Origin of the sequence: Lacrimispora sp. (assembly GCF_031982545.1) — a bacterium.
Classification (GTDB): Bacteria; Bacillota; Clostridia; order Lachnospirales; family Lachnospiraceae; genus Lacrimispora.
Map to the genome: position 1 here is coordinate 170861 of NZ_DALYXB010000009.1, position 24496 is coordinate 195356.

At 40.8% G+C, this 24496-nt stretch carries 33 protein-coding genes; 5 read left to right on the forward strand and 28 right to left on the reverse strand.

Annotation, left to right across the window (positions count from 1 at the left end):
* Positions 1 to 314 precede the first annotated feature (314 nt).
* From ABS301_RS16370 to ABS301_RS16410, 9 genes are all read right to left on the reverse strand, one after another.
* Positions 315 to 1256 (reverse strand): DUF5688 family protein, encoded by a 942-nt coding sequence (locus tag ABS301_RS16370; protein ID WP_349673250.1) that lies wholly within the window; start codon positions 1254 to 1256, stop codon positions 315 to 317.
* A 92-nt stretch (positions 1257 to 1348) separates the two neighbouring features.
* Positions 1349 to 1522, reverse strand: coding sequence for a hypothetical protein (locus ABS301_RS16375; RefSeq protein ID WP_349673251.1), 174 nt, complete (start codon positions 1520 to 1522; stop codon positions 1349 to 1351).
* A 117-nt stretch (positions 1523 to 1639) separates the two neighbouring features.
* A complete protein-coding gene (locus tag ABS301_RS16380) occupies positions 1640 to 1924 on the reverse strand; it encodes a plasmid segregation centromere-binding protein ParR (protein ID WP_349673252.1) in 285 nt (94 codons plus the stop codon).
* Positions 1925 to 1928: 4 nt separating this feature from the next.
* Entirely contained in the window at positions 1929 to 2837 is a 909-nt protein-coding gene (locus ABS301_RS16385; RefSeq protein WP_349673253.1) for a ParM/StbA family protein, read from the reverse strand.
* 6 nt (positions 2838 to 2843) lie between these two features.
* Positions 2844 to 3203 (reverse strand): DUF6103 family protein, encoded by a 360-nt coding sequence (locus ABS301_RS16390; protein WP_349673254.1) that lies wholly within the window; start codon positions 3201 to 3203, stop codon positions 2844 to 2846.
* 48 nt (positions 3204 to 3251) lie between these two features.
* Positions 3252 to 4355: a C40 family peptidase gene (locus ABS301_RS16395; protein WP_349673255.1), complete on the reverse strand. Its 1104-nt coding sequence runs from the start codon at positions 4353 to 4355 to the stop codon at positions 3252 to 3254.
* 64 nt (positions 4356 to 4419) lie between these two features.
* Positions 4420 to 4923, reverse strand: coding sequence for a gamma-glutamylcyclotransferase family protein (locus tag ABS301_RS16400; protein ID WP_349673256.1), 504 nt, complete (start codon positions 4921 to 4923; stop codon positions 4420 to 4422).
* Between the two features lie 16 nt (positions 4924 to 4939).
* Positions 4940 to 5989 (reverse strand): amidoligase family protein, encoded by a 1050-nt coding sequence (locus ABS301_RS16405; protein WP_349673257.1) that lies wholly within the window; start codon positions 5987 to 5989, stop codon positions 4940 to 4942.
* A gap of 37 nt (positions 5990 to 6026) precedes the next feature.
* Positions 6027 to 7856, reverse strand: a complete 1830-nt coding sequence (locus tag ABS301_RS16410; protein WP_349673258.1) for a VirB4 family type IV secretion system protein — start codon at positions 7854 to 7856, stop codon at positions 6027 to 6029.
* A gap of 163 nt (positions 7857 to 8019) precedes the next feature.
* Here ABS301_RS16410 and ABS301_RS16415 point away from each other — a divergent pair, with 163 nt between their 5' ends.
* Genes ABS301_RS16415 through ABS301_RS16425 form a run of 3 tightly spaced genes read left to right on the forward strand, consistent with a single transcriptional unit; the run spans position 8020 to position 9233 of the window.
* On the forward strand, positions 8020 to 8490 hold the full coding sequence (locus tag ABS301_RS16415) for a GNAT family N-acetyltransferase (RefSeq protein ID WP_349673259.1): 471 nt from the start codon (positions 8020 to 8022) through the stop codon (positions 8488 to 8490).
* 33 nt (positions 8491 to 8523) lie between these two features.
* Positions 8524 to 8733 (forward strand): YggL 50S ribosome-binding family protein, encoded by a 210-nt coding sequence (locus ABS301_RS16420; protein WP_349673260.1) that lies wholly within the window; start codon positions 8524 to 8526, stop codon positions 8731 to 8733.
* A complete protein-coding gene (locus ABS301_RS16425) occupies positions 8730 to 9233 on the forward strand; it encodes an SF0329 family protein (RefSeq protein ID WP_349673261.1) in 504 nt (167 codons plus the stop codon). The genes ABS301_RS16420 and ABS301_RS16425 overlap by 4 nt, the downstream gene beginning before the upstream one ends.
* Before the next feature lie 50 nt (positions 9234 to 9283).
* Here ABS301_RS16425 and ABS301_RS16430 read toward each other — a convergent pair whose 3' ends face one another.
* The 13 genes from ABS301_RS16430 to ABS301_RS16490 all read right to left on the reverse strand — a co-directional run bounded on the left by ABS301_RS16430 (position 9284) and on the right by ABS301_RS16490 (position 17867).
* A complete protein-coding gene (locus ABS301_RS16430; RefSeq protein WP_349673262.1) occupies positions 9284 to 9871 on the reverse strand; it encodes a hypothetical protein in 588 nt (195 codons plus the stop codon).
* Positions 9868 to 10131: a hypothetical protein gene (locus ABS301_RS16435; protein ID WP_349673263.1), complete on the reverse strand. Its 264-nt coding sequence runs from the start codon at positions 10129 to 10131 to the stop codon at positions 9868 to 9870. The genes ABS301_RS16430 and ABS301_RS16435 overlap by 4 nt, the downstream gene beginning before the upstream one ends.
* A 248-nt stretch (positions 10132 to 10379) precedes the next feature.
* Complete coding sequence (locus ABS301_RS16440; RefSeq protein WP_349673264.1) at positions 10380 to 10856, reverse strand: hypothetical protein; 477 nt, start codon at positions 10854 to 10856, stop codon at positions 10380 to 10382.
* A 4-nt stretch (positions 10857 to 10860) separates the two neighbouring features.
* Complete coding sequence (locus tag ABS301_RS16445; RefSeq protein WP_349673265.1) at positions 10861 to 11526, reverse strand: hypothetical protein; 666 nt, start codon at positions 11524 to 11526, stop codon at positions 10861 to 10863.
* Positions 11527 to 11637: 111 nt separating this feature from the next.
* Positions 11638 to 12108, reverse strand: a complete 471-nt coding sequence (locus ABS301_RS16450; protein ID WP_349673266.1) for a hypothetical protein — start codon at positions 12106 to 12108, stop codon at positions 11638 to 11640.
* An 861-nt stretch (positions 12109 to 12969) separates the two neighbouring features.
* Positions 12970 to 13200 carry a hypothetical protein gene (locus ABS301_RS16455; protein WP_349673267.1) on the reverse strand — a complete coding sequence of 77 codons (231 nt, stop codon included), beginning with the start codon at positions 13198 to 13200 and terminating at the stop codon, positions 12970 to 12972.
* A 3-nt stretch (positions 13201 to 13203) separates the two neighbouring features.
* Entirely contained in the window at positions 13204 to 13641 is a 438-nt protein-coding gene (locus tag ABS301_RS16460) for a hypothetical protein (RefSeq protein ID WP_349673268.1), read from the reverse strand.
* Positions 13638 to 14339 carry a M56 family metallopeptidase gene (locus ABS301_RS16465; RefSeq protein WP_349673269.1) on the reverse strand — a complete coding sequence of 234 codons (702 nt, stop codon included), beginning with the start codon at positions 14337 to 14339 and terminating at the stop codon, positions 13638 to 13640. The genes ABS301_RS16460 and ABS301_RS16465 overlap by 4 nt, the downstream gene beginning before the upstream one ends.
* A 3-nt stretch (positions 14340 to 14342) precedes the next feature.
* Complete coding sequence (locus ABS301_RS16470) at positions 14343 to 14723, reverse strand: BlaI/MecI/CopY family transcriptional regulator (RefSeq protein ID WP_349673270.1); 381 nt, start codon at positions 14721 to 14723, stop codon at positions 14343 to 14345.
* A gap of 283 nt (positions 14724 to 15006) precedes the next feature.
* Positions 15007 to 15168 carry a hypothetical protein gene (locus ABS301_RS16475; protein ID WP_349673271.1) on the reverse strand — a complete coding sequence of 54 codons (162 nt, stop codon included), beginning with the start codon at positions 15166 to 15168 and terminating at the stop codon, positions 15007 to 15009.
* Positions 15165 to 16067 carry a conjugal transfer protein TrbL family protein gene (locus ABS301_RS16480; RefSeq protein WP_349673272.1) on the reverse strand — a complete coding sequence of 301 codons (903 nt, stop codon included), beginning with the start codon at positions 16065 to 16067 and terminating at the stop codon, positions 15165 to 15167. The genes ABS301_RS16475 and ABS301_RS16480 overlap by 4 nt, the downstream gene beginning before the upstream one ends.
* Before the next feature lie 143 nt (positions 16068 to 16210).
* Positions 16211 to 17218, reverse strand: a complete 1008-nt coding sequence (locus ABS301_RS16485) for a nucleotidyl transferase AbiEii/AbiGii toxin family protein (protein WP_349673273.1) — start codon at positions 17216 to 17218, stop codon at positions 16211 to 16213.
* Entirely contained in the window at positions 17199 to 17867 is a 669-nt protein-coding gene (locus tag ABS301_RS16490) for a DUF6088 family protein (protein WP_349673274.1), read from the reverse strand. The genes ABS301_RS16485 and ABS301_RS16490 overlap by 20 nt, the downstream gene beginning before the upstream one ends.
* A 518-nt stretch (positions 17868 to 18385) precedes the next feature.
* Here ABS301_RS16490 and ABS301_RS16495 point away from each other — a divergent pair.
* Positions 18386 to 18979 (forward strand): hypothetical protein, encoded by a 594-nt coding sequence (locus ABS301_RS16495; protein ID WP_349673275.1) that lies wholly within the window; start codon positions 18386 to 18388, stop codon positions 18977 to 18979.
* Between the two features lie 195 nt (positions 18980 to 19174).
* The gene (locus ABS301_RS16500; protein ID WP_349673276.1) at positions 19175 to 19582 is read left to right on the forward strand and encodes an SRPBCC family protein; all 408 of its coding nucleotides are present in this window, start codon (positions 19175 to 19177) and stop codon (positions 19580 to 19582) included.
* A gap of 108 nt (positions 19583 to 19690) precedes the next feature.
* Here ABS301_RS16500 and ABS301_RS16505 read toward each other — a convergent pair whose 3' ends face one another.
* The 6 genes from ABS301_RS16505 to ABS301_RS16530 form a co-directional block, all read right to left on the reverse strand.
* Positions 19691 to 20029, reverse strand: coding sequence for a DUF3852 domain-containing protein (locus tag ABS301_RS16505; protein ID WP_349673277.1), 339 nt, complete (start codon positions 20027 to 20029; stop codon positions 19691 to 19693).
* Positions 20030 to 20100: 71 nt separating this feature from the next.
* Complete coding sequence (locus tag ABS301_RS16510) at positions 20101 to 21795, reverse strand: DUF8193 domain-containing protein (RefSeq protein WP_349673278.1); 1695 nt, start codon at positions 21793 to 21795, stop codon at positions 20101 to 20103.
* 70 nt (positions 21796 to 21865) lie between these two features.
* Positions 21866 to 22447, reverse strand: coding sequence for a DUF6550 family protein (locus ABS301_RS16515; RefSeq protein ID WP_349673279.1), 582 nt, complete (start codon positions 22445 to 22447; stop codon positions 21866 to 21868).
* 96 nt (positions 22448 to 22543) lie between these two features.
* Entirely contained in the window at positions 22544 to 23095 is a 552-nt protein-coding gene (locus ABS301_RS16520; RefSeq protein ID WP_349673280.1) for a hypothetical protein, read from the reverse strand.
* A complete protein-coding gene (locus ABS301_RS16525) occupies positions 23092 to 23487 on the reverse strand; it encodes a DUF4320 family protein (protein WP_349673335.1) in 396 nt (131 codons plus the stop codon). Before ABS301_RS16525 ends, ABS301_RS16520 begins: the two co-directional genes overlap by 4 nt.
* A gap of 132 nt (positions 23488 to 23619) precedes the next feature.
* Positions 23620 to 24492, reverse strand: coding sequence for a type II secretion system F family protein (locus tag ABS301_RS16530; RefSeq protein WP_349673281.1), 873 nt, complete (start codon positions 24490 to 24492; stop codon positions 23620 to 23622).
* Positions 24493 to 24496: the final 4 nt, after the last annotated feature.

Genomic DNA, 24496 nt, shown 5'->3' on the forward strand with positions numbered 1-24496 from the left:
CATTTAGGTGCACCCTTTTGAACGTCCACGACCCGCATTGCGGGGCGATGTTTTGGGCAGGCGGGCGCAAAGCGACCACCTGCCTTTAACCTGCATCATTTTCGACCCTATGGTTCACCCCAGTTTTGGAGTTCTTACCACTGTCCGTATTTTGGTGTTAACGGTGGCAACAGGGGCTTTTACTGTCTTATGGCGCAATACTCCGCTCCTGATAGATAAAGGCGGCACAGGGGCATACAGGCGGCAACCGAGGGGACTCTTTCCTCCATGTTGTTACATGCTTTACTGAGTGGCTAAAATATTATTTTTTACCATTACATCTCCAGATGCATACCCTGCTGCATTTCTCCGTCAGATACCATTGATATACTTCCTGTTTCCGCATCATACCGATAAACTTCATTAGAAAGACGTTCTTCCTCATCAACCTGGCTTTGATTAATATCACATACAATATCCTTTAAATCCTCAATTCCTCTTTCCTTTTCTTCACGAATCAAAACTAACTCATGGATCGATGAGGGAAGAATCAGATAGTTTCCGCCAAGCTCCTTTGAGACTAATTCCAATACATCCGGGCAGAACATATAAGACGCTCCCTGCCACTTTTTGCTGTTACTCAATACAAACATAAAGCTGTTTTCCATGCTGAGTTGACTCTCTTCTATGGGACATCCCATCATATCCGCAATTACATAGTCCATGCTATGGAACTCATATGGCATAAGCTGCTTCATACTCTTTTCAGCCTGTTCATGCAGCATCTCTGAATCAATATTCCACAACTTTAAATGATCATTATTGACTAGGACCGTACCAAAAACGCCTCCATCCTCTTCAATTAAATAGCGGTATACAACAGCCAGATCCTCTACTATCTGATGGGGGACAGAGGACAGCAGTTTTCGGTTCTTATCAGCATTTATCGCACACATAAACAGGCTGTCTTTCAAATTTTCGTAATCAAACTTATGTATGCCAAACTTCGGTGCTGCTTCCACTGACTCCAGGTATTGTTCCGCAAGCTTCTTTAAGATTTCCTCCATACTGACACCCATGCTGTAAGATTGGTAGGCATTATCTAAGTATATTTGCGGAGTAAGATCACTTCCGGGTATCCGTATACTCATTCCATATAACTGAATGCCATTATTTTTTAGCTGCTGTCGAACCGATACCTCTGCATTTTTCCATTCCTCAGGCAAATATTCCTTGATATGCCGTTCTATTTCTTCCATAAATTCTTTATATTCCATTGCGCAAATCCTCCTGTTTTTGTAGTTTTTACTTTTCATAGCTTTGATAGTTCTGACCACTTTCAATATTTTAGGGATTAAAGAGTAAATTCCTATATGTTGCCTGCTGATTCAATACGTTCCTGAACCTCTGCTGGAACATTCTTTTCATAGAGAGCCTGAAGCACAGCCTCCAGATCTGCATTTAGTTCTGCGTCATTTCGATACTGCCGCAGAGCTTCCAATTTCTCCAGTTCGTAGTATATTTGGATTAGAGTTGTTTTCATATTTAACCTCCATTTAAGTAAGCCAAGTAGGTGCATTCATCATAAACATCTTAAGCAACTGGCTATGAATTTGAGCCAAGTTGGTGCAATCTTTCTTCTGGGTTAAACATCAGTGTGCTAGAAATCCTCAAGTGCATGTATCAAACTGCCTGGAATATCCTCCAGCTGTGCTGCCACAGCCTGGACCTCTTGTGGCGGAGTAACTCTCAATGAGAGCTGATTTATTTCCTCTCGAACAGCCTGCCGCACAATTTGTTCCATATGGCTGTTTTGTTTAGCGGATAGAATACTGGACACCACAAATTCGGTCCGGTGACGGCTGGCCTGCTGCAAAAACAGCCGCTCGGCTTCCTGATGTCTGGGATCGTCCATATCAAAAGACAGATAGTATCGTTTTCGCATAGTCTTATCCCAGCAGGAGCTTGTACCCGTCCGCATTGGAAAACCGGTTCAGCACAGCAACAATATTAATCTCATTACCTCGCAGCCGGAATTCCAGCAACTCCGCTCCGCCGCCTGCAAACACAGTAGGAAGCCTTAAATCCAAGCCCCGTTCCCGAAGAGCGTTCAGCAGTTCCTTGCAGTAGGCAGACACTTCATACTCCACTGTTTCTTCAATTTTCTTACGATCAGTGTGCTGAATTTTCCCTCGGATTGCGTCAGTGATCAAAGCATCCGAAAGCAGAATGCCACTTTTCTGCAGAGCGTCCTGAATGCGGCTATAGAGGATGATCGTTCCCAAACGCAGACTAACACAGCTTGCACGCTCCAGCTTGAAATTATGGACTGTGAGAACATCTACCGTATAACCGCCGATGTCAACGAGGGTAATGCTTCTGTATTCCTGCAAACGAGGATAATACCGGCACAGTGCCGCATGTCCCTGGGCGAACACTTTACAGTCAGAAATACGACATCGGTATGCTGTTCCTTCGAATTCAAAGGACACATTTTGTAGAAAATACCGCCGAAACGCATCTTTTTGTGTACCGTAGCTGTCGATGGGAAGCCCCACACCCAGCATAATATCTGCATCAGTTACACCAGCACGTTTCATAACTTCGGCAATGGCTGGCAGGGTGAGAATAAAAGTATCCTGTTCCATTGTCTTATCCTGCTGAAAACGCAGGCGCCGTTCTCCGATGGCGTAATAGCTGCCTTCATAGAACAGCTGAAGCTCCGGTGTTAAAAACTCCCGGTCACTTGCAGTAAAACCGGAAGCATAAAGCATCCCTTCTGAGGATTTTGTATTGTAGTTTCCATTATCTATTCCAAGCTTGATCATGGCAGAAACCTCCTTTTTCTTTTTCTGCATTTATGGTTACATCCCCATTGTCATACCCGGCGTTTCCTCCTGAGAATCCTCTGATGGTGTTTCGGATGGCACGTGTTCTGTCTGTGTCTCTGCAGCTGCCTGCTCCCTCTGGCGTCGATTCTGACGGACTGGTCGTTCTGGTCGTTCTCTTGCAGAGGATGTATCCTGGCCTTCCTGCGGCGCAGACACCTGCTCCATGCGGCTCTCCACATATTCCCGCACTTGAGCAGGAACTGCTTTTTCATAGGTTTTGTCCAGATAATCCTTTAGCTCCTGTTCAATGGTAAGTTCCTTTTTGTCCATGAAAAAACGGAGTACTTCCAGTTTTTCCGACGGAAAGGATACCTTTAATTCAGACATGCTCATTGCTTTTCCTCCTATAATTTTTATTTCTATATCCAGCAATCACGGTCTTCACTGTGCCGTATTTTTCGCATAAGGTCTTGCATACAGCACCTGCTTGTCTGCATCAAACAGGTCCCTGTACACAACCCGTCCTCTGGAAGATGAGGCGTCCACTACCTTGCCATTGCCGGCATAGATACCCACATGAGTAATATTGAGATAACGTCCGTTTACTTTGTGACTCCAAAACACAAGATCACCTGGAGTAAGATCGGCTTTCGAAACGGTCAGACCATTGTTGACACAATATTTTCCCTGCTCGGCGGCGGTACCTGGAAGATTAACCCTCAGCTGACGGTATATCCACTGTACAAGGTAACTGCAGTCGGTATAACCTGCCTGACCACGAAGCTCCTGTGAGTAGGGATCTCCCATACGGGACAGTGCAAGCTGAACAGCCTGGGAACCAGTTTCTCCTGCTGCCAGATCAGTGGTCGGATTGACAAACTGTTCCGGCAGCCAATCCGACCACTGATCAAATCGGTCTCCTTCGCCTGCTGCGCCGGTTCCATACAAGGCCCGGTAATAAATTTCTGAGGCATTTGCCTGATTTTCGAAAGAAATCCTGCGACCGAGTGTACTTTCTAAATTTCTATAAATTACCGGAAGGGAAGTAAGCGGCACCGCTGCGGTGTAGGTCTCCTCATGCTCCACTCCGTCCTCATCCGACCATGTACGAGTGCGTTCCTCGTAGCGGACGAAGCAGTCAGTAAATGACTGATAATCTATCCCTTGCAAAGATTCAGCGCCGAAATACAGAGAATAAAAAATAGCCTTAACCTGTACAGGGTCAAGACTTCCTTCCTCAATCATCAATGTAATTTCAGCAATAATCACATCCAGCTCCGAAAAACTTTTACGCATATCCTCAATATATTCTTGATAATCCTCCGGTACCTGACCTGAAATAACTCCGTCATGAAAGGATAACTGAACAGCGGCGTTGTTATGGTTCGCAGTTCCAGACAAAAGACTGGAAATCATGACAATAATCAGGATAAAAGGTGTTAAAATCGCGGCAATGAGAACACCCACCTCCTTCCAGGTTCGTTTATCTGCGGCTGCCATAATTGCTGCCTTTGCCACTAGGGTAATCGTTACGGGATCAGCCATGGCTGCACCTCCTTTTCGTAAACATACACACGGATTATCCCAAAAGGGCAGTAAAACTTATTTTTCACCACCATTTCTGTCCGAACAGATTCCCTTGCTGCGGCTCATACTGTTCCTGACTCTGTGCTAACTGGATCGATTTTTCCACTGCCTGTTCCAGAAAGTCCGTATCAAAACCAGCCGAATGATAACCCTCCAGAATGGTATTAAGATAATAATCCGAAGGGGCTCCAAACGGACGCCCATCATTCATGAGATACACCATGGCATTTACTGATCTGCCGCCCAACTCCACAGAAAACAGCTCCTTTCGGTAAAAATTCGGATATCCTTCATACCTATCAAGAGCAAGCTCGTCCTGGGGACGAATTTTCCACAAGAGAACCGGAACACTTGCACCGATAGAAGGTTCCACAGTTGCAACAGCACTACTGCGACTCCCCCGGAACAGCATCTCATAATCTTTAATTTCACTAGTGCCTATCACCTCGGCAGTAGGGCATCGATAGGTCATTTGAGTAAGGTTTAAATTACTGCCATAAGCAATATATAAGGTTTCTTTTTTCATTTAGGTATTCCTCCTTCTACATGGACATAGTAAGACCGGGGCTTTGCTCTTCTTCCCCGGCCTGATCTGTTTCGTATTCTGTTACTGATTCCGTCTGCACCGAAACACTCTGCTGCTCCTCTAAATGCCGTTCTTTTTTCTGCCGTAATCGTTCTTTCTGCTGCTGGGCCTGTGCCGGGTCGCGCCAGGCAATACAGCCATCCAGGTGTTCCAACAGATGCAGCCTTGCGGTTTTGAATTCATCTCCGATAAGACCAAGGCGCAGCAGCCAAGTACGGAACGTATATTTTTCGTTGGTGGTCTGTGTCTTGGTTCGGCTGGCACAGCGCTGATTGAGGGCCTGTGCCGAAATCGCCATACATAGCTGAATGTACGCTTTAATCTTGCCGGCATGGGTAGTGCTGTTGAATAAACGGAACTCCACCGTACCCTTCTGGAATACACTGTGCAGGTTTAAACAGTGGTAGCGGCTGTCATGGTAATGCTCATGGCTGCCATCCCCGCCGTTATACCAGATGCTGCTGACCTGATCTAGAGTTTTAGGTCTCCTGCGGTTTAGTTCCTCCAGAAAGCGGCTTTCTACCGGCTTACACCATCGGTGCTGTCTGTCGACAGTCACCTGCAGAGCCTTATAGATCATATCCTCCTTGGCTGCCATAATATTGGTGATATTGCGCAGCGTGTTTGCGTCAAAAGGTGATGCGTCCACATGCACATGAATGCCGCAGGAGCTGTTGGTAATCGCACCAGCCTCCCGAAGCTTGCGGATTAGCTCCTGTACCGTTTCGATGTCCTCCCAGCGGCAGATGGGGCTGACCATCTCGGTTTTGTATTCACTTGGCGCGGAAACGATTTGACGTCCGGATTTTTTCTGTGCAGTAATACTGGAATCACTCATAAACTTCCATTTACGCCCCTGAGAATCCAGCGCAGAATAGGTATCATAACAAGTGCCGTCGTAATGGCTGGCAGTTCCAAAATATTCGGCGGCAACCTTTGCTGCCTGTTCACGCGTCACGCCGGTCATCTCAATTTCAATGCCAAACCGCTGTTCCTTCATGTCCATGAGTTATACTCCCTTCGCCGTATATTCCGGACTGTCATCAACGACCGCCTGCCTTTCCGAACAATTTTGCCTTATGCTCCGGTGCATGAACCATCAGGTTATAGCGCTCATTTCCGCATTTATAGAGACACACACCCTGCTGGGGATAACGGATGAGCTCAAATTCAGATCTCTCCAGCTGAAGGGTATCCATGTAGAATTTTGCATCAATGGAGCCTGCATTAAAAAGAAACTGGTGAGTCGGGATGGAAAACAGTGGTTTGGTCAGCTCTCGGATATGCTCTACATTAAAATCCTCCAAATTCTGCGAGGCAAGAATGACGGCGCTTTCCTTTTTACGCACACGTTTCATGAAGTTGCGGATATATTCAATTGCGGTCAGGTTGGTCAGGAACAGATACAGTTCATCAATGCTGGCAGCGGTGTTCCCAGTGGTTAAAAGCTCATTGCTCATATAGGACAACACGTTGAACAGTAAGGCGTTTCGCAGATTTTTACTGGCATTTAACACACCCTTAACACCAAAGGTTATAAAATCATTGCTGGTGATGTTGGTATGGCCGTTGAAAAACTTAGACTCCGCTCCTTTGCACATGGAATGGAGTCCAAGACAAATTTCCCGCAGAGAATCTGCTGTATAAAGCTGACGGTGACTTTCATTGAAATTCTTGTATTCTGTCTCTATAAAGTCGTACAAATCAGAAAGAATAGGGTAATCCGTATGCTTTAAACGGTCAAAATTACTTCGGTCGGTGATACCCCATTTCTCATAAAGTCTCCCCAGCATGATTTCAATTGTGTCAATTTCTCTGTCGGTAAAGTCCTTATAGGTACGAAAAAAATCCTTTAAAAAGCTGATGTGCTGACTGAGCTTGCTACTCTGGCGGAATGCCTGGGGCGCCTCTGTATCCTTTGGGTCGCCGGTTTCATCCCAGCTTTTTGGCTCCAATACATTGATAATGAATTCGCCGGACATAAGGTCGATGAAGCATCCACCTAGATTGAGGGTCAGTTCCTCATACTCCATTTCGGGATCTAGTCCAATGATGTGCATGCCGGATTCCCGCAGGTTACATAAAATGAGCTTAAGAAGGTAGCTCTTGCCTTGACCTGAATTTCCAAGAATGAGGATATTAGCATTGGTTTTGTCATCAGCACGGCGGTTAAAATCCGCCAGAATGTTACTTCCGAATTTATCCCGACCAAGGTAGAAGCCGTTGGGATCGGTTTTACCGGAGTAATTAAAGGGATACAGGTTTGCAACTGAGCTGGCAGGCAGCACCCGTTCAAACTGATCTCCGAACACGTTATAACCAGAGGGCATGGCACATTGGAATCCCTGCTGCTGGCGCAGAATCAGGCGGTCCACGTTGAGCTTGCTCCGGATGAGTTCGGTTAAAACCTCCGTCTGTAAGAGCTTCAGCTGGTCATAATCATGAGAGGTCAGCTCTATATACACAGCAACATGAAGTAGTGGTTCCCGGCTCCGATGCATCTGCGTCACGATAGTCGCAACATCATGTAGATTGCTTTCCGCTGTGACCGTCTGCTGTAAATCCTGCGTACTGGTACTTTGCATACGGTTTTTGTTTGCAGCATTTGAGATGATCTTCTTTTCCTCTACCGGGGTAACATGACGGGTATAGAGGTGCAGCGTCACGCCGTCCTTTTCACCAAGATGACGGAGGATGGCTTGTTCATCAGTAGCGGTTGGGTATTCACGAAGTGCCCATACACATCGGTAGGTATTGCCGCATATAAAGTGATCGGTATTAAATTTGATTACCGAGGGGGCAATCATGTCCAAAAATTCCTGGACTCTGGTATCCTCCTTCGGCAAGGATTGAGACTTTGTTCTTCTTGCCATCGCTTTCTTCCTTTCTGTTTTTGAATTTGGGTATAGGAAAAGCCGCCACATTGGGTGACGGCTTAAGGACAAATTGCTTCACTTTGATGGAGAAGTAAGGTATAATTAGCTTCAGAATTATAACTGTGTTCAAATACAGATTATTTAATGCTTAGGAGACTTCATGCAATTAAGAAAATACAAACCGGAGGACTGCGCTGCATTGGCAGAGCTTTTTTTTGATACTGTACATGCCGTAAACGCAAAAGATTATACTACAGCTCAGCTAAAAGCCTGGGCAACAGGGAGGGTAGACCTAAATACCTGGAATCAATCTTTTCTGAAACACAACACGGTTATTGCAGAAATAAATGGCATGATTACAGGGTTCGGTGATATGGACGATAAGGGCTATCTTGATAGACTTTTTGTTCACAGGGACTACCAAAACATAGGTATTGCTACAGCTATTGTAAATGAATTGGAGCAGCAGGCTATCCATTCCGGTGTTTCTCTTTTTACAACCCATGCTTCCATTACTGCTAAACCCTTTTTTGAAAAGCGTGGCTATCGTACACTCAAAGAGAATACAGTAATTCGTAATGATATTACTTTAACTAATTTCATAATGGAAAAGAACTGTACAAATGACTAGATTGACAGTTAAATAATTAAGGTGGTGAATGTTATGAGAAAAGAAATTGAAATACAGGGCTGTGTAGAAATTCCTGAAAACCTATCGTTTGACGAGTTTTATGATAAATTCATTGCCTTTGTAGAAGCAAATAATTGGTCATTCGGCGGCGGAATGAACGAAATCGTTGACGGATTCTACATCAATCCCGATGGAACAAAAGGAAAACACGTTTTAGATCAATCTGAGGAAAATAATTTATGACTCATTACAAATCATGGGCAGGGCTTAAAAAGCAATTGAGTGAAACTCTTTGTGAAACATTAATAAACAGGGTAACATACTTTCTAACTCGGTATCATGATGTACATAACTCCTATGGCAGAGCCGCCATCCTGCTTGATGGCAAAGAGATGGTCTGTTTTTCATGGATAGAAATGTATTATCAGGAGAGAGATATTACACCCTTATACAATGAAATGCCGGGTTCTCCTTATGAAGAGCTGGTCAAAAAAATGAAACCTAAATGGGATGCCAACTGCACTTACTGTGAAATGGACTTTTTAGAGGCGGTTCTTCAATTTCGTAATATGCCGATTCAAGAAGCTCTAGAATCCGAAAACTATATCATAAAAGTATTGGCGATTATGGATAGACGTGTCGGCAAAAGGACACTATCAAGAATTCTTGAAGAAGCAACATATAACGATTTCCCAGCCTGGGTGCGCCAGTTTTACGAATTGCGTTTATCCAAAATAGATTGAATTAATATGCCAAGCGGAAAACCGGGAAGAGTCTTGGCTTTCCGCCTTTTTCACTCGTTCATGATAACCCATCTCTCACCATCGAAGTCCTCGAACTTTTCAGTGGTAACATTCTGCTCAAAATACACTGCCAAAAGCCTCTTTATATCCTCTTTGTCAGCCCGCTTAGCAATAAAGCCCTGTTCCCGCAAGGTTTTCTCTATGCGGCTTAAATAAGGGAAAACCTCGCTTTCCTTTTCGTTACGAAGCCGTATGATGACGAGAAATTCCCTCGCCGTTGCCATCTGTACCTGAATACGGTCAAGGTGTACCAGATCCTGCTCCAGCAGCCTTCGTACTGCAGTATTGGTCTCCAGATCCATGCGGTTTCTCAGAAAACGCTTGTTATCCTCATAGCTTTCCCGGCTGTTTAGACACAGAAACTCCAGCTCCGCCATACCTTTTAAAACAGTCATCAGTGCATATATCCGAGCTGATATGCTTTCCTCTGATAAAACAGAAATATTGGTGGGCTTAATCATAAAATACACTAGCCGATCGCTCCTGTAGGTTTCTAGACAATAATCCATCACCTCTCTGGTTCCAATCAGTTGACGGGTAACCTGACGCTGACTTGTGCTTATCTTTTTTTTACTCATTTTGGATACCCCCATTCGTAGGTCTGCTGTTTTGTTATAAAGAAGGCGCAGGCATATTTAATAAAGTCAAGGATGCTGATATCATCAAAACGTATCGTTAAAAAGGCATAAAGGGCGGTAATCACAATAGGTGGCAAAAGCCACAGCTGTGCCAATGCAAACACAGAAATTAAAAGCCCCACGCCGATAATGCCAATGTCCCGGAGCTGCCACAGCCAGAGCGTGGCCTTTGATTTTAAGTTATCGGGGTATATGTACATACGGATTCCTCCTGTTCCCTTTTAAATTTCCACAAAAAATAGGCGATCCCCCGGAGCACATGCTCCACACAGGGAATCGCCACACTGTTGTCCAGTGCCATATATCTTGCACCATCAAATGAATTAGGTATGTCCGTACCTAAAAAATATGGTTCTTGAATGACACAGAAAAAGAGGCTGCATTTAACCATTCAAGTTCAGTTTACTGATTTTATTAATATACCATATTAATCTTGATAACATAGTTCTTATGTCTTTTGTTTTCTATTCAACAAATAAATTATAATTGGGATAATTAAAATAATCCAAAACAATACATTACGATGAAGAATTCTCCATCTCCCAAAGCCTTCTGTTAATTCATACTTATTAAAAATTTGTATAAATAGCGAAATCCCAATTATCTGAATTACTTCAAATAAAAAATATGAACTTAGATACATTTTTAAATTGATTTTTCTTGTAAGCAATATAATTCCGATAAAAATCAGAAAGAAAAAGCTGGCTAATAGAAATGCATTGGTACAATATTGGGAATATTTTTTAAGATTTTCGGCTTGTACGGCCATTTCTTTTCGCTTTTCGACTGTTACTCCATTTGCTTCCAGCATTAATCCTAAATAATTATATATAAATTTTAGAGCAAGCATATGAAAAGATAACACTAATATGGATAAGGCTGTAACACCACCAAAATACATCTTTGTTTTTTTATTTATCATCATTCTTTTAGTTTCCCGCTTCTGCACTCACTGTATATTGATGGATACCAAAATCATATTCTTGTGTATAATAAGAGTACGTACCTATCGAATGTAAACTAGCTGTGAAAAAAGCTTTAAACTTATCAGGTGAAATTGAGGAACTTGTTCTAACATTTCTACTAGTTAATGTCCAATCTTGTAAATCAGTATATTCTGATCGAACAAGTTTTGCATTATAAGCACGTAGTATTTCCCCTGAATTGGGGTTATATATTAGAGTACCGCCTACTTCCATTGTAAGATAGCCTTTATGTCCGTATTTATCTGATATTAGCATTGAAGTATAATCACTCACATATTTAGAAGTTCCCATAGCATTTACAGCTACCCTATTTTCTATACTACTTTCCACCCTATAACTCAGATTAGAAACATTACTTTCTAAATAATTCCGAATTGCTTGATAATCTCCATTGTTAAAATTTACAGTGTTATAAGAAAAAAATTCTGACGTAATGTCTTTACCTGCCTTATTTAAAACCACTGTTGTGTCTTTATGTTCGAAATATCTAGTTATCATTTGTTCAAATGATATTTTTCGAGCTGCCACATTTTCATTTGCAAAACTAGTAAATGCAGATAAATTCACCAACATAATTACTGATAAAATTAAAGTTAATATTTTTTTCATAGGTTTTCCCCTTTCATAATTAAGCGATTTTTTTAATATACTTATGAATCATGATATGCAAATATATCCTATTAATTTATAAACTCGAATTTGAATGGTACTATCCAGCCTTTATTCCGCTTTTGCTGTTGCATAATCATTTACAATACCAAAATCAATCGTCTTCCAAAGACCTACTCCGCCAGGAAGAAATTTTGCATAAACATGGAATCTAACCGGATACTTAGCTGATGAACCATCAGGTGAAATGGTAGGTTTTCCTATAACAATATCCTTAACAGTTAATTCCCAATCGCCATCGTGAGGGCCAGATATAATATTTACATCTTTCAAGTTTCCGTCATATGCCCTGGTAATTTGACCAGTATTAAGATTATATACATACAGACCCGAAATTGTATAACCTATGTTTAAATTTCCTTCATTGCTACGTAAGGTCTTAGTTTTATAATCAGATACTGATTTAGTTCCATATGCGAATGGTACTACAGTGTCTGCTGATTTTGCATACACCATTATATTCATTGACAGAAGACATACCATTAAAATTAATGTAAAAACTGTTCTTTTTATTCTTTTCATTGTAATATTCCTTTCATTCTTGTATTTTACTTTTTTACTATAGCTTTGTTCGTTTTTTGTTCATTATGCTCCAGCCTATTTGGCTATTTCACATAAACAACCTACTATCGGGAAGTGACCCTACCCACGCATCACTATAGCATAATAGCGATAGGTATCGCCAGATATAACTGGAGGACAGTAGCCATAACATTGGTTTTCGGTTTAAAAATGCTTGATACGGGCTTTTTAGAAAATCCTGCAACAATCCAGCATTTTGTCACTTCGCCCACATATCCTGCTATAAAGATAAAAACAAGCATTTATTCTTTGCTAACGTTTTAACCAAATCTTGCATTATTGACATACGTCATATATTGAGTAATTATTTAATCAAGAGATGTTGATATCATTTGCAAGCACAATAGTCGCTTAAAATGCCGCCAGATATTCTGTAAGTTAAATAGTGAATATAAATTTTTAGTACTTCGTAAAATCATTCCCCCCTTCTTTGAATTAATCTACTAAATATGTATGTGTTACCTTAATTGAAATTATGCCCTCCCCCCTTTCTCCACATAAATATAATGACATTACAGCTCATTATATAATTGTAGGCAACCTTGCGGATATAAAAAGCTCAATGGATTAGTAATATTACCATAAAAGTTGCCATAAATCATTCTATTAATAGGTATTTATAAATGAATCCCTGCAATATATAGAACACAAATTATTCATATTAACTCTATCTCTGTATAATTAAATCTATTTTTATGCTAGCTTCTAGTTTACTTTTTATTCATTTATACATTAATGATTCATTTTAATATCAGTCCATGTTTTTTGATATACCCTCTACTAATTGTAGAGGGTGTTTTTTTAGACAGACATCCAATCTGTTTTCCAATATCCATATGTAATCGACCATAACCGCTTTTGCTTTATACCTTCATGGTTTCTATAATACCACTTCGTCACCTCTGATTTGATAGATATTTCTTGTAATACAATCTGTTCAGAAGTTGAATACTGAATAGTTGATGCCCAGCAGGGAGTTATAAAACTCACACTTAGGATTGTACATAATAAAAACACTTTTAATTCTTTCATTTTTTACTCCTCTTTAATAATGGTTAATTGTGAATAAGGCAAAGTTTCTAATTCATTAGCAGATAAATAACCATAAAATTCATCATTAATATATAATATTCTCTCTTCATTAGTGACAACAATATATGAATTTTCCTTGTTTATCTCTTGCATTTCTTCCATTTCATTAAAGTTCGGATAATATGCTGGCTGTACAATAAAGAAATAAGAAAGAATGAATAAAATAATGATAACTGAAGATGTAATTATTTGCATTCCAGATTTCCAATGATTATCTTTTTCCATAACAACTTGAAATCTTTGTTTTGTAATATCAAATGATCTAATACTAACAAAATTCATTACGCTTTTAGAAAAACCTCTCTTTTCGGCAGGATGTTCTATTTGCTTAATAACCTGTAAAATAGTACTTAAATAATTTATCTTCTCCTGATGACTCATTTTTTTGTAACAGCTAGATCACATCTTAGCTCAAGGAGATTTTCAACTTCATATTGAAAAAGACATGTTAATGGATTCCACCAAAATAGATCTTTTATTATAGTATAAAACAATTTTATTATTATGTCTCCCCCATGGATATGGGAAATTTCATGTTTTAAAATCAAACGCAATCCATCATCTGCTATATTCATTAGGGGTAAATATATATAAGGTTTTAGAATACCAGTAACCTTGGGTTCAATAATACCAGGCGATACATAAATTTCAACATTTTCGGCAAATTTTTCTTTAGATACTCTATTTACTTGCTCGTCATCAATCAAAATAAACTTTCTTATTGTTTGAATTTCTTTAATAAATTGAATAATATCTTTAGAGAATAGTATAATACTTCCTAATATCCAAATCCAAAGTAGAATATAACCAAGAGAAAGCTCACTTTCAAACATTGAAGTATTTAACTTTTCTAACAACCAAGGATAAACCTTATCTGAGTTAATAACAATTGCTTTTGTCATATCCAATGGCAGTAAAACCCGAATTACTGAAAATAAAAAGAGCAGGAATAAGCACCATGTACTATATTTCATAAAAAAGGTCAAATTATGCCTAAAAATTAATATTATAATCAAACCAACGTTAAAAAACAATATAGCATTAACTATAGAGTAATAGCTGATACTAATTTTCTCCATCTCTTAATCTGATTCTCCTTTATACTTCTCTAATAGATCTTCTAATTCCGTAATTGTTTCAGCAGATATCTTTGTACTATCAAAAAGTCTTGCAAAAATCCTTTTAACACTAGTTCTTTCTGCAATTGCAGCCAAATAACCCGCATAATAATCTTCACCAGATTCTGTCGGTACGAAAGTACGACCATAACCTTTGCCCGTTTTAACAAAACCATGCTCTTTAATAGCTTTTTTTTTCAGTAAACTATTAATTAGAATATGAATAGAACTATCCTTCCAAGATTTGGTGTTAATTGATAAATTAATAATTTCTGCACTTGTTAGGGGATGCTTAGCGTTCCATAATACTTCCATTATTTCTAGTTCGTTCTTTGTAAGTTCCATCTCATCACCTCTATATAATGCAATGATATCAACATTAATCAATAATGTCAATATAACATTAATATTTATGTTTTATCACCTTATAAATAGAATACACTGAGTTTCGGGGTTAAGTTTCTCTTCATTTTTACGATTATTAATTGCTTTCCAGTTCTCCAACATATCGTGTCAGCATGCCTACACGTTTAGTCTGCAAGATCTGCGGAAATATACCATAATAAGAAAAATAAACGATTTGCAAAAGAAGCTTACTGCTATGCTATTGCGCAAAGATGTATTTCTATCACTGTACATCTATATCTATAGTTTCTGAATAATGCCTTACCGCAAAATGGGAAGCTGGCATCCAAATAGGGGCATTAGATATTGGTGTCATGTAAAGAACTATGGTTTTTAAATCTGATTCAGTACTCCCGGCATTCGGGTAAATATATACCAGCTTCATTTTGCCACCGCCTTAACAATGGTCTTTGTGATATTCATGGCTGTCTGCCCTGCATAGACGGCGCTCATAAAGTTGGCTTTTGTACTGGTATCCAGCCCGAAGGCCCCGGCGATCCGTGGGATTTCTCCTGCTGCCAGCATCAGACCTAACCCCAGCAGAGCATTATCTTTAATCACCATCAGACCAGCAATGAGGATGGTGGCCTGCAGAAAAGCAGTCAGGCACAGACCTATAATCTGCTTGCACCAGCCAGTAAAGCCATCGATGTAGCCACGAGGAACAGAAAACATATATAGACTCCCCACTGCAATCTGAATAAGCAGGATTCCTCCGCGCTTAAGATTTGCAAAAAATATCTTAATTACGGCATAGCCCATCATAATCAGGATAAATAGCATCATGATGGGGCTGGTAATTATTCCTAGCCCACCAAATACGTCAACACTGCCGGCGCTCTCAAGGCTGCCTGCTGCGGATAGCTCGCTTATGATGTTGCCTGCAAGAGTGTTCAACCCGCTTCCAGAGCCGGTTATGCCCGCTGTCAGACTGCTCTGTAGAGAAATGGACAGCTTGTAAAGCTCCACCGGAACCGTAGAAAACAATCCTACCGCCATAAAGCCCTTAATCGCGTTAAGAGCAGTATCACGGATACTTCCCCTTCCTGACTGATATTCAATCGCACATTCAAACATGGACACTACCAGCCCGGTACCATAGAGCGTCCAAGCCAGATAAACAAAAAATAGGACGATGGACTTAACCCAGCTCATCTCGAAGAGCTCTGCACCCATACCACCCATGGCAGAAAAAAAATTTCCTAAAAATCCGATGATCTGACCATAAATCCAGTCAAGAATCTGACCCAGCATCGTATCGACTACAAAGTCCCATATGAACATGGCATCACCTCCAAAAAAGAGCCCTTTCAGGCTCCTATCATTCAAATAACCCCCCACAACATATGGGGATGAAAAAAAGACTCCCGCAAAAATATGCGAAAGCCTTGCTATTTACTGTTATTCTTGTTTCAGCAAGCTATGTTTTAAAGCATCTGCTGCTCAATACCTTCACTGGCTGTTTGTGATAGCTCAAGTTCCTCATCCAGTTTAATCAGTGTTTCATTCAGTCCCTTCATGCCTACAGTAAGATGCTCAGGTGAAAGCAGGTCTTTAGGGGAAAATACGTATATTTCCTGCATTCGAATAAAAGCGGCGGTCAGTTCTGTATCGATACCAACTGCTTGAAACAGGCTAAAATCTGAAAATGGTTTTTCTGCAAGATCACTCCCAATCCGTTCTCTTTCTTCTCTGCGCTTATATGCAAGCATTGCCTTTAAATCATCTGGTGCGGCGAGTAAATTTTGTATTTTTTCCTGCTCCATCATCGTAGCAAGATCATAAAGATGCTTGGCAGTGTCGAATAGCATTCGCCTCTGATAATAAAACTCTGCAGCTAATATTTTGTCTGCAAAAATTCTTTCCAGCTTAATGGTATTAATTGCAAATGGCTTGACCCCATAAACTGAATCCAGAATTTCCTGCTGATCAGGTGCAGCTTCCGAATAAATAAGCGGTGAAATCTCCAGCGGTTCAACTGGTTCACTGATTGTAAAAGATGTCGCTTCTACCTTCACATATCCAAAGCGTTGAAGCTCATCCTGGACGTCAACTACAGTGATAGGGGTATATTCATATACGCTGGTTATACTGCCTCTTTGATTACTTTCCCTTGCTTTATCGGATGTCCTGGAGAGTGTATGGTATCCATTTGCAGCTGTTTCCAGACGTTTTTTTCCCTGACTTTTTGAACAGTCCTGTATTTCAACAGTCAAGTCAATATCTTCTGAAAAGCGCTTCATGCGTCCGATTGCTTTATATAAGGCGGTGCCTCCCTTAAAGTATGCTGGAAGCGTATCTTGTCTGGACGCTAATTCACGTAAGAGTAAGGTTAAATAATAATCTTTTTCTATGATGTCACTTCGAATGTCGGTTCTACGGCTAATATCAAAGATCAGAGCCTCAAAAGCATCTCTATCCTGATGTAACTTCATATTCCACCTCCATAAATAAATCAATGAGCGGTATTAAAACTTTTGGAGAATAGTATTTACGCGCAGTATAAATAAGCATAAGGGTATCTAACTGCTGTTTTTTTGCATACTGGCGCAATAACTGTTCCGGGTTCTCTGCATCAATATGGGAATTGGGCAGTTCACTTACCAAATCGATAAACTGTAGAAGTTTCCAGTTCTCATCCGTTACTGTTACAGCAGGCTTACATGTCACGATGCGGCAGCCTTCTGGCAGTTTTGCTCCATACCGGTTTGTAGTGATTTCAATATCACGTGGCAGCAAGGTTGAAAGACCCAGCCTGTTTAGCAAAGATGCTCCGCTTTCATATCCAATTCTTTTGTCATCCTGTATCTTCAGAGTTTTTATCACTATTTCATCTATGCTTGGCGTCACCTTTCCAAAAACGGTTTGCTTTATATGGCAATATACTCCTCTTTGTACTCTCTCAATTTCTCCTTTGTCAGCCATTCTTTTTAACTTTACATTTGTAAGGACTTTCGCTTTATCATATGGAAGTTCAAATTCTGCCGCCAGCTTTTTAGCAATATCCTCTGTTTGAATTACGCACTCATAGGGCATATTTTCTACAGCGTTGCTAATGTGTTCTCCATATCCAATTCGTTCCACGTATTCACCTCCAACGTGATATTACAACTTCATTTTTCATCATTATTATACACATTATAATATCACTTTATTCAGTGGAAGTCAATTTGCATCTATTTTTACCTTCAATTTTATTAAATTAAAAAAAGCTCTCCGAGAGATTCGGAAAGCATGACTTGACATTTTATCTTTTCTGAGTTTACATGGTATTGGCGGGGTTTCCCCGACAATAAAAAACGTCATGGCAGGCTGATGTGCAGGAACACATCAACCCTGCGCTAAGGTGATTAGAGCACCCAGCACAACCGCAAAGCGGCACCACGACAAGGTTATTATACTGCATCTGTCGGTGCGGCACAAGATAAAAAAATAAGCGTGTGCATGGGAAATGGGGTGTACTTACCCCCGCCTTTGCATGCGCTTTTATAATACGGGAAATTCCCGACCATATTATGAAAGGTCGGGATACTATGAATATTTTTGAACACAAATCCAGTTTTCTCGGGAGGCAGGAGTTTGAATACTCTGGAGACTCCCTCTTGTTACTGCTAAGGCTTGCCAAGCAGATTCGGCAGAGGCTTGGAACACAGGGCTATTTGCTGGACTGCTATCTCTCCCTCTTTTTCGAAGGAGTCAGCACAATACTTACTTATGAAGCAGCTAGTGATGGCTTTATGGGGTGCGGTGAATTCCAGAGCTTATGCCTTCATGTACTGGACGGCACTGAGCCAGATAATCTACATCCTCTTTACCATCGGATATTGGAAACTTATGAAGCACAGAGAAAAAAATTATCCTTTCAGGAAAATAACACGAAATTGTATATGCTTCTGGTCTTTCTTGAAGACGAGCTACAAGCTTATGCAACTGAATGCTTTGTAAAAGAGCAAGTAAAAATTATAGAGGATGCGATTGATTTCTTCCAACTGAAGGAGTTTTATAACCAAATTTCTCAGATTATAGGTGAGCCATTTATGGAAGAACTTAACATACGACTTAAAAAGCGGTTTCTGCTTGCACCGATTGCAGTAGTATTTGCACAAGGCTTTACCGATGAATTGCTTGACAGACTTATGTGCCGCGATCCGGAAACCAGCAGACTAATATTTCAGCTTATGATTGATGTTTTGTAAAGGTGACAAGCAAATGGAGAAGGAGAAGCACAGGGAAAATTGACTCTCTGTGCTTTTCTGCTAATTCATAATGAGTTGCTTGTATCCATTTCGTCTCTATGGTAAACTCTTCTTAGATTTTCTACTCAGTAAAATATTTTTAAAAAGGTAGTAATCGAAGTTTACGCTTAAGAAGCGAATTTATGTAACAAGAAGGTGGAAAAGATAAAAGAGTCAACTATTATAGCAAATTTTTGTAGTCCAATCGAAACCGTTTGGAACATTGTTACTGACAATACAGCGTATACTTGGCGTAGTAATGTAGTAAGAATTGAAGTGTCTGATGATGGCAATAGCTTTACTGAATTTACGAAAGATGGATTTGAAACTCAGTTTACTATTACGATTAAAAATCCATATGAACGCTATGAATTTGATATGAAAAACAAAAATATGAACGGGCATTGGATTGGGCTTTTTTCAAAAGACGGATCTGGCACTAAGATTGAATTCACAGAAGAAGTTGAAGTCGCAAATCCCATTATGAATTTATTTGTAAAGTCATATCTTAAAAGGCAACAAGAAACTTATGTTATAGATTTAAGAAAATCATTGGGCGAATAAAATGAGCATTGCACGGGATTTTGAAAAATAGTCCAACCAAATAAAATCTTACTTATCACGAAGTTGAGCCGTTGCATCAAAACAAAGATGCAACGGCTCCTGCTTTGCCTATATACCCAAAATGCCCCAGATATATAAAGGACAAGTTAAAGTAAAAACAAGGCAAGCAAAAAGAATAGCAGGAGCAGCAAATTCAAACTGACCATGCTTACGATAATCAAAATATGTAGTCCCAAGTTTAGCAAAAAAACAGACTGCCAAAATTAAGTCAATAGCCGGAAATACAACCTTGTTAACAACGGTCTTTATTTGGCTGGACGCATCATTCCATGTGCTCTCAACGGCTCCAGCAACATCACCGCTTCCAGCAGCGAGTGCAGTCATTCCAAACAGGAAAATCAACAAGAATACTATATTAAGGATTACAAGGATACGTTTTAGCTTCATTGAATTTGCACCTCTTTCTTTAATTTTAAATTAGACCACCAAGTTAACAGTGCACTCTTTCCTTCTGCCAATCAGGGCATTACAGGAGCGATATGCCAATCGTCCCAAAGACTTCCATGAATGTACACCGAGTCAGTTAGATTCATGGATAGCATACCATCAGGGGTCCAGCAGTCAAAAAGCCATGTATACGGGGTATATCTGCCGTCTGGCATCCATATGGGAGTGAAATGCGTCCGTCGTTTATAAGTTGAAAATTTATTTTTCGGAAATTCAAATTTTGCATTATATCCAGACTGAGTCTGATCAAGCAGCCTCCAATAGTTCTGGTAATTAAATTCTGGTAAATAAGTCAAGGCCGTCTGTGCATTCGTCACAGCTGATGATTGATTGGTACTAACATGAGCAGCTGTAGCTTGATTGATTCCGTATCCACTTTTCAAATCTTTGTCTGAAGCAGTTGGGTCTTTTTCATCAGGAGTGATACTCATAGAGGCTGAAAGACTTGCACTATATGAATTCCAGTCAAATTCCCACCATCCCTCATCATCCCAATACCCATCATCATCGTCATCTCCGTCATGCCACACCCAATTTTCCTGCCACCATGGGTGCCAGACTCCCCATGACGCCGAGGTCTTCTGGATATTATTTGGTATAGATGAGGCGGTGTATGAGTCGTTACAATCATCCGCCAGTGGATTAGGAGGGTCGTTTCCTAACAGGTCTACAATCTTTGCGGTAATTCTCCCCTTATTTACCACACCTCCTCCTGTCGCAGATACACGTATAATCATGGTCTGCGGAGTAGAAGGTGTCGTCCACCTTATCCAAACCAACTGACTATCTCCCTCCGGATAATACACACCACTTACTGTATAAGTCTCACTCCCAACAGTAAATTTAACTTTTACAGAATTATCTGGATCAGCTTGCTCACCGCTAACAGTTACTGAGGTAATCACCTCTGTGTTGATTCTATATTCGTAATCATAGTCCTCAGCTTCTGGCGGTATATCTGTCTCTTTAAATCGAACAATCCCCAAACCCAAGGCTGTTTTTATTTCCTGATTAGTTCGAATACCTGTTTTTGGTCCACTCCATGCTGGATACCCCAAGTCTTCCGCCTCCAAAAACATGGAAAGAGGTAAGTTTTGAAAAGCAGACGTTGGAAGCACAGCACGTACCGCTCCGATTGTTAATTCATCATACATGACTGCTTCTGTTGCCGTCATTGCCATATATAATCCCTGAAATTTAACATATATAATTGGTTCCAGCAACAGCTTATACCTTCCACCAATCAATACTTCAAAATCCATTCCTGTCTGATTTGCGATGCTTCGTATGACCTGCTCATCTGTGAAATAACTTTTTATCGCCTCAATGCTGGCTGCTCCAAGACTTTGGGAACTGATAATCTTCGGAAGTGACTGATCCGGTTTCTTACACACATATACTCCTGTATTCAAACTAAGCACCGATCCACCCGAATAAGAAAGCTTACAAACCTTTCCAAACGAATAAGAAATATTGCTTAATCTCTTATTTGTAAGATCAATGGGTGTCGTGACCGGTTTTCGACTCTCAGCTTCCACCACAGTTACCCGAACCCCTTCCATTCCCGGAGTCCAACTGTTTTGTGAGGTTCCCTGTCCCATGCTTCCTCCACCATTGTCAATATTTCCATCGCCGATTGCATAGGCTGTTACTGGAGATAAGGTCACCATAAGAATCATAAGAATCAGATGAAAAATACCTCTCATACTGCTCCCTTCCACAAAAAAAGCACCACCCCTAAATCTGAGGCGATGCATTTTCTGATAATTGTTACTATTAATCCATTGAACCAATTTTATTTCCATTTTCGTACATATCCTCAATAGTCTCTTGAGATACGCCTCCGCCATTGTCTTCTACCCAACCAAAACCTGGAACATAAATTTCCCCTTCATGATTATTTTCTGATTCTGATGATGATTGCGTAGGTGCAGTCGTTGATTGAACCTTATTCTCTTCCGCCTGAACCGCAGTAGTTACTTTTTCTCCGCTTGGTGTTTTAGTCGGATCTTTTTTTGCTTCTTCTAAAGATTCAGCGGGTTTTGTTACCTCTGGCTGAATACTCTGCTCGGTACCGCTTGAATCTGCGGTATCCATATTCTGTTTCTCCGCTTCTGTGGAAGTAGGCTGAACGCTTACTTCTTGCGTAGTAACCGGAGTTGTCGTTTCCTCTCCCGTGACACTCAGTGTTGAAATGGTCCGAGAATCTGTAGTTGTTATCAACGCAGCGGTAGTTGCCTCTGCTTCAATAAGTGTCTCCTCCTTAAAACGGGAAACAATAGCAATTACCAGGATGATACACATGGCACTGATTCCTGTGACAATACACCATTTCTTTTTCCTGTCAGATAGTTTCATTCAATTCTCCCCCTTTTTCAGTATAAGTTTCTCCTTTATTCAGTAACACACATTACCACAGATACTTTCGCAAGTCTATGGTACATATGTGAGAACTTAAAATAAAGGCATATATTTAGCCATAACCTTCAGATTTATTGTCATAGGCGGAAGGAAGTTTCCTCCAAAAGATACCGGAACTTCCAACCGGATTGTCGTATCAACCAAAAGACCATTGAAATTGTTAGGAATTGCAGGAGCAAACGGCATGTTATCTAAACTGACAGATAGATCTGACAATCGGAACTCGGCTGTGCTCCCGGCATATTTCACGTGGTATCCCTTTTCCTGTCTTAATCCAAGCACTTGATCCAAACGACTGTAAATATCACCATAATCCAAACTTTCCTCAAAATCATCCGCAAACGGCTGATATGCTCCCGAGTAACCTTCCCTTACACCGTGATATACGTCATCATAGCTGTCATTTACAGTCGAAATCACAGCAGACTGTACTGCATCACGAACACCTTGTGCGACAATCATCAATCGGAGGCCCTCTGAAATAACACACAGAAGTAGTAAAAGGGTAAGTGCTGTTGCAACAGTAAGAGGAAAAGACGAACCTTTCTTACTTTTTAGTATATCACCGACTTTAACAGTTGTCACTTCCAATACACCTCACTTTTACCAGATGACTTAGCTGCCAGAGTAATAGGAAAACTGCCGAAACCTCCGAAAATCCCGATATCTGTCTGCATGGTTAAAGTTACCGTAAACTCTTCATTCAGCTGAATTTTTCCAGTCTGGGACCATGAGATATCCGGTTTAAGACCTGTCTGTTCCGTTAATATCTGTGCTCTACGGGTGGTTTCCACTCCAACACATCCTGCTATTTCTGCTTCACGGCAAAGCTCACTTGCGTAGATGTCCAGCTTATTTTTGGAGATAAATACCGGCAGAACACTAACCCCGACGGCTATCACCAACATGGCACACAGAGCCAGTACCACCACATCTACATATCCCTCTCCGCACTGAGAATGCAGGAGTTTTAGTATAAATGTACCACCCCGCCTAAGTTTTAAAACATAGCGTTCTCCATCTCTCCCACTCTCTGAACGTGATACGCCAAAGTACATGCTCCCACCATCCTCTTCCTGTCTTTTTACATCTCTAACCATAAATTTCTCCTAAAACATGCTGCCTAAAGAATCCATAATCTGAATCGCAATGATAACCAGATAGGTTAGCAGAAAGCACATCAGCATCACAAAGGAATACACACGGATTTTCGGAGGGACCTTCTGTGCCTGTCCTTTTAAACGCTGAAGTTCCAGCGCCTTGAAGTCATGAGCCAGCATTTGAAAATATACAGCACTATCGTCTCCTCTTAGGACGCCAATGAGTCCTCTGACTACATCGGATAACATGGGTGAATTAAATCTTGCCTCAAATCGAGTAAGTGCTGCCTCATAGCTGGAGGAACGCATATCGGCCGTCAGTATATCCAGCTCCTGAACAAAAGCAGAGCTGACGTTCTTCTTGTATGTTTCCAACATCGCCAGTACATCACGACTGGCTTTTAAGGTCTGCTCTATGGTTGCCACGAACCGTGGCAGTTCTCCTTCAATCTGATCCCTTTTTACCTTCAGCTGTTCGTCCGCCTTTCGGATCTCTTTGAAATATGACAATACCGCAAGGAGCACCACAATAGGAGTAAGTAACGGAAGCAGGACCAGACATGGAATAATTCCTGACAGAATAGCTCCGGTCTTTGTGATGGCATATGCCTCATATACTTCCGGGGTCACAGAATAACCGGCAGCTTTTAGAACGTTGCTCATACGACTGTGCTTATATTCGTCCAATCGAATGTATTTCGACACCTTTACTGCACCGGACATCAACCAGGCTTCCACAGTTCCAGAAGCTCTTTTACTGCTGCTTCCTGCTCCCCGCATAGCTTTTGACGTACTCAAAGTGGGGAGCTTCAAAACATCCGCCAAAAGAAAGAACAGTCCTGTCGCAAGTAAAAATCCAACAAAAAATAGTTGTCCCATCATCTCA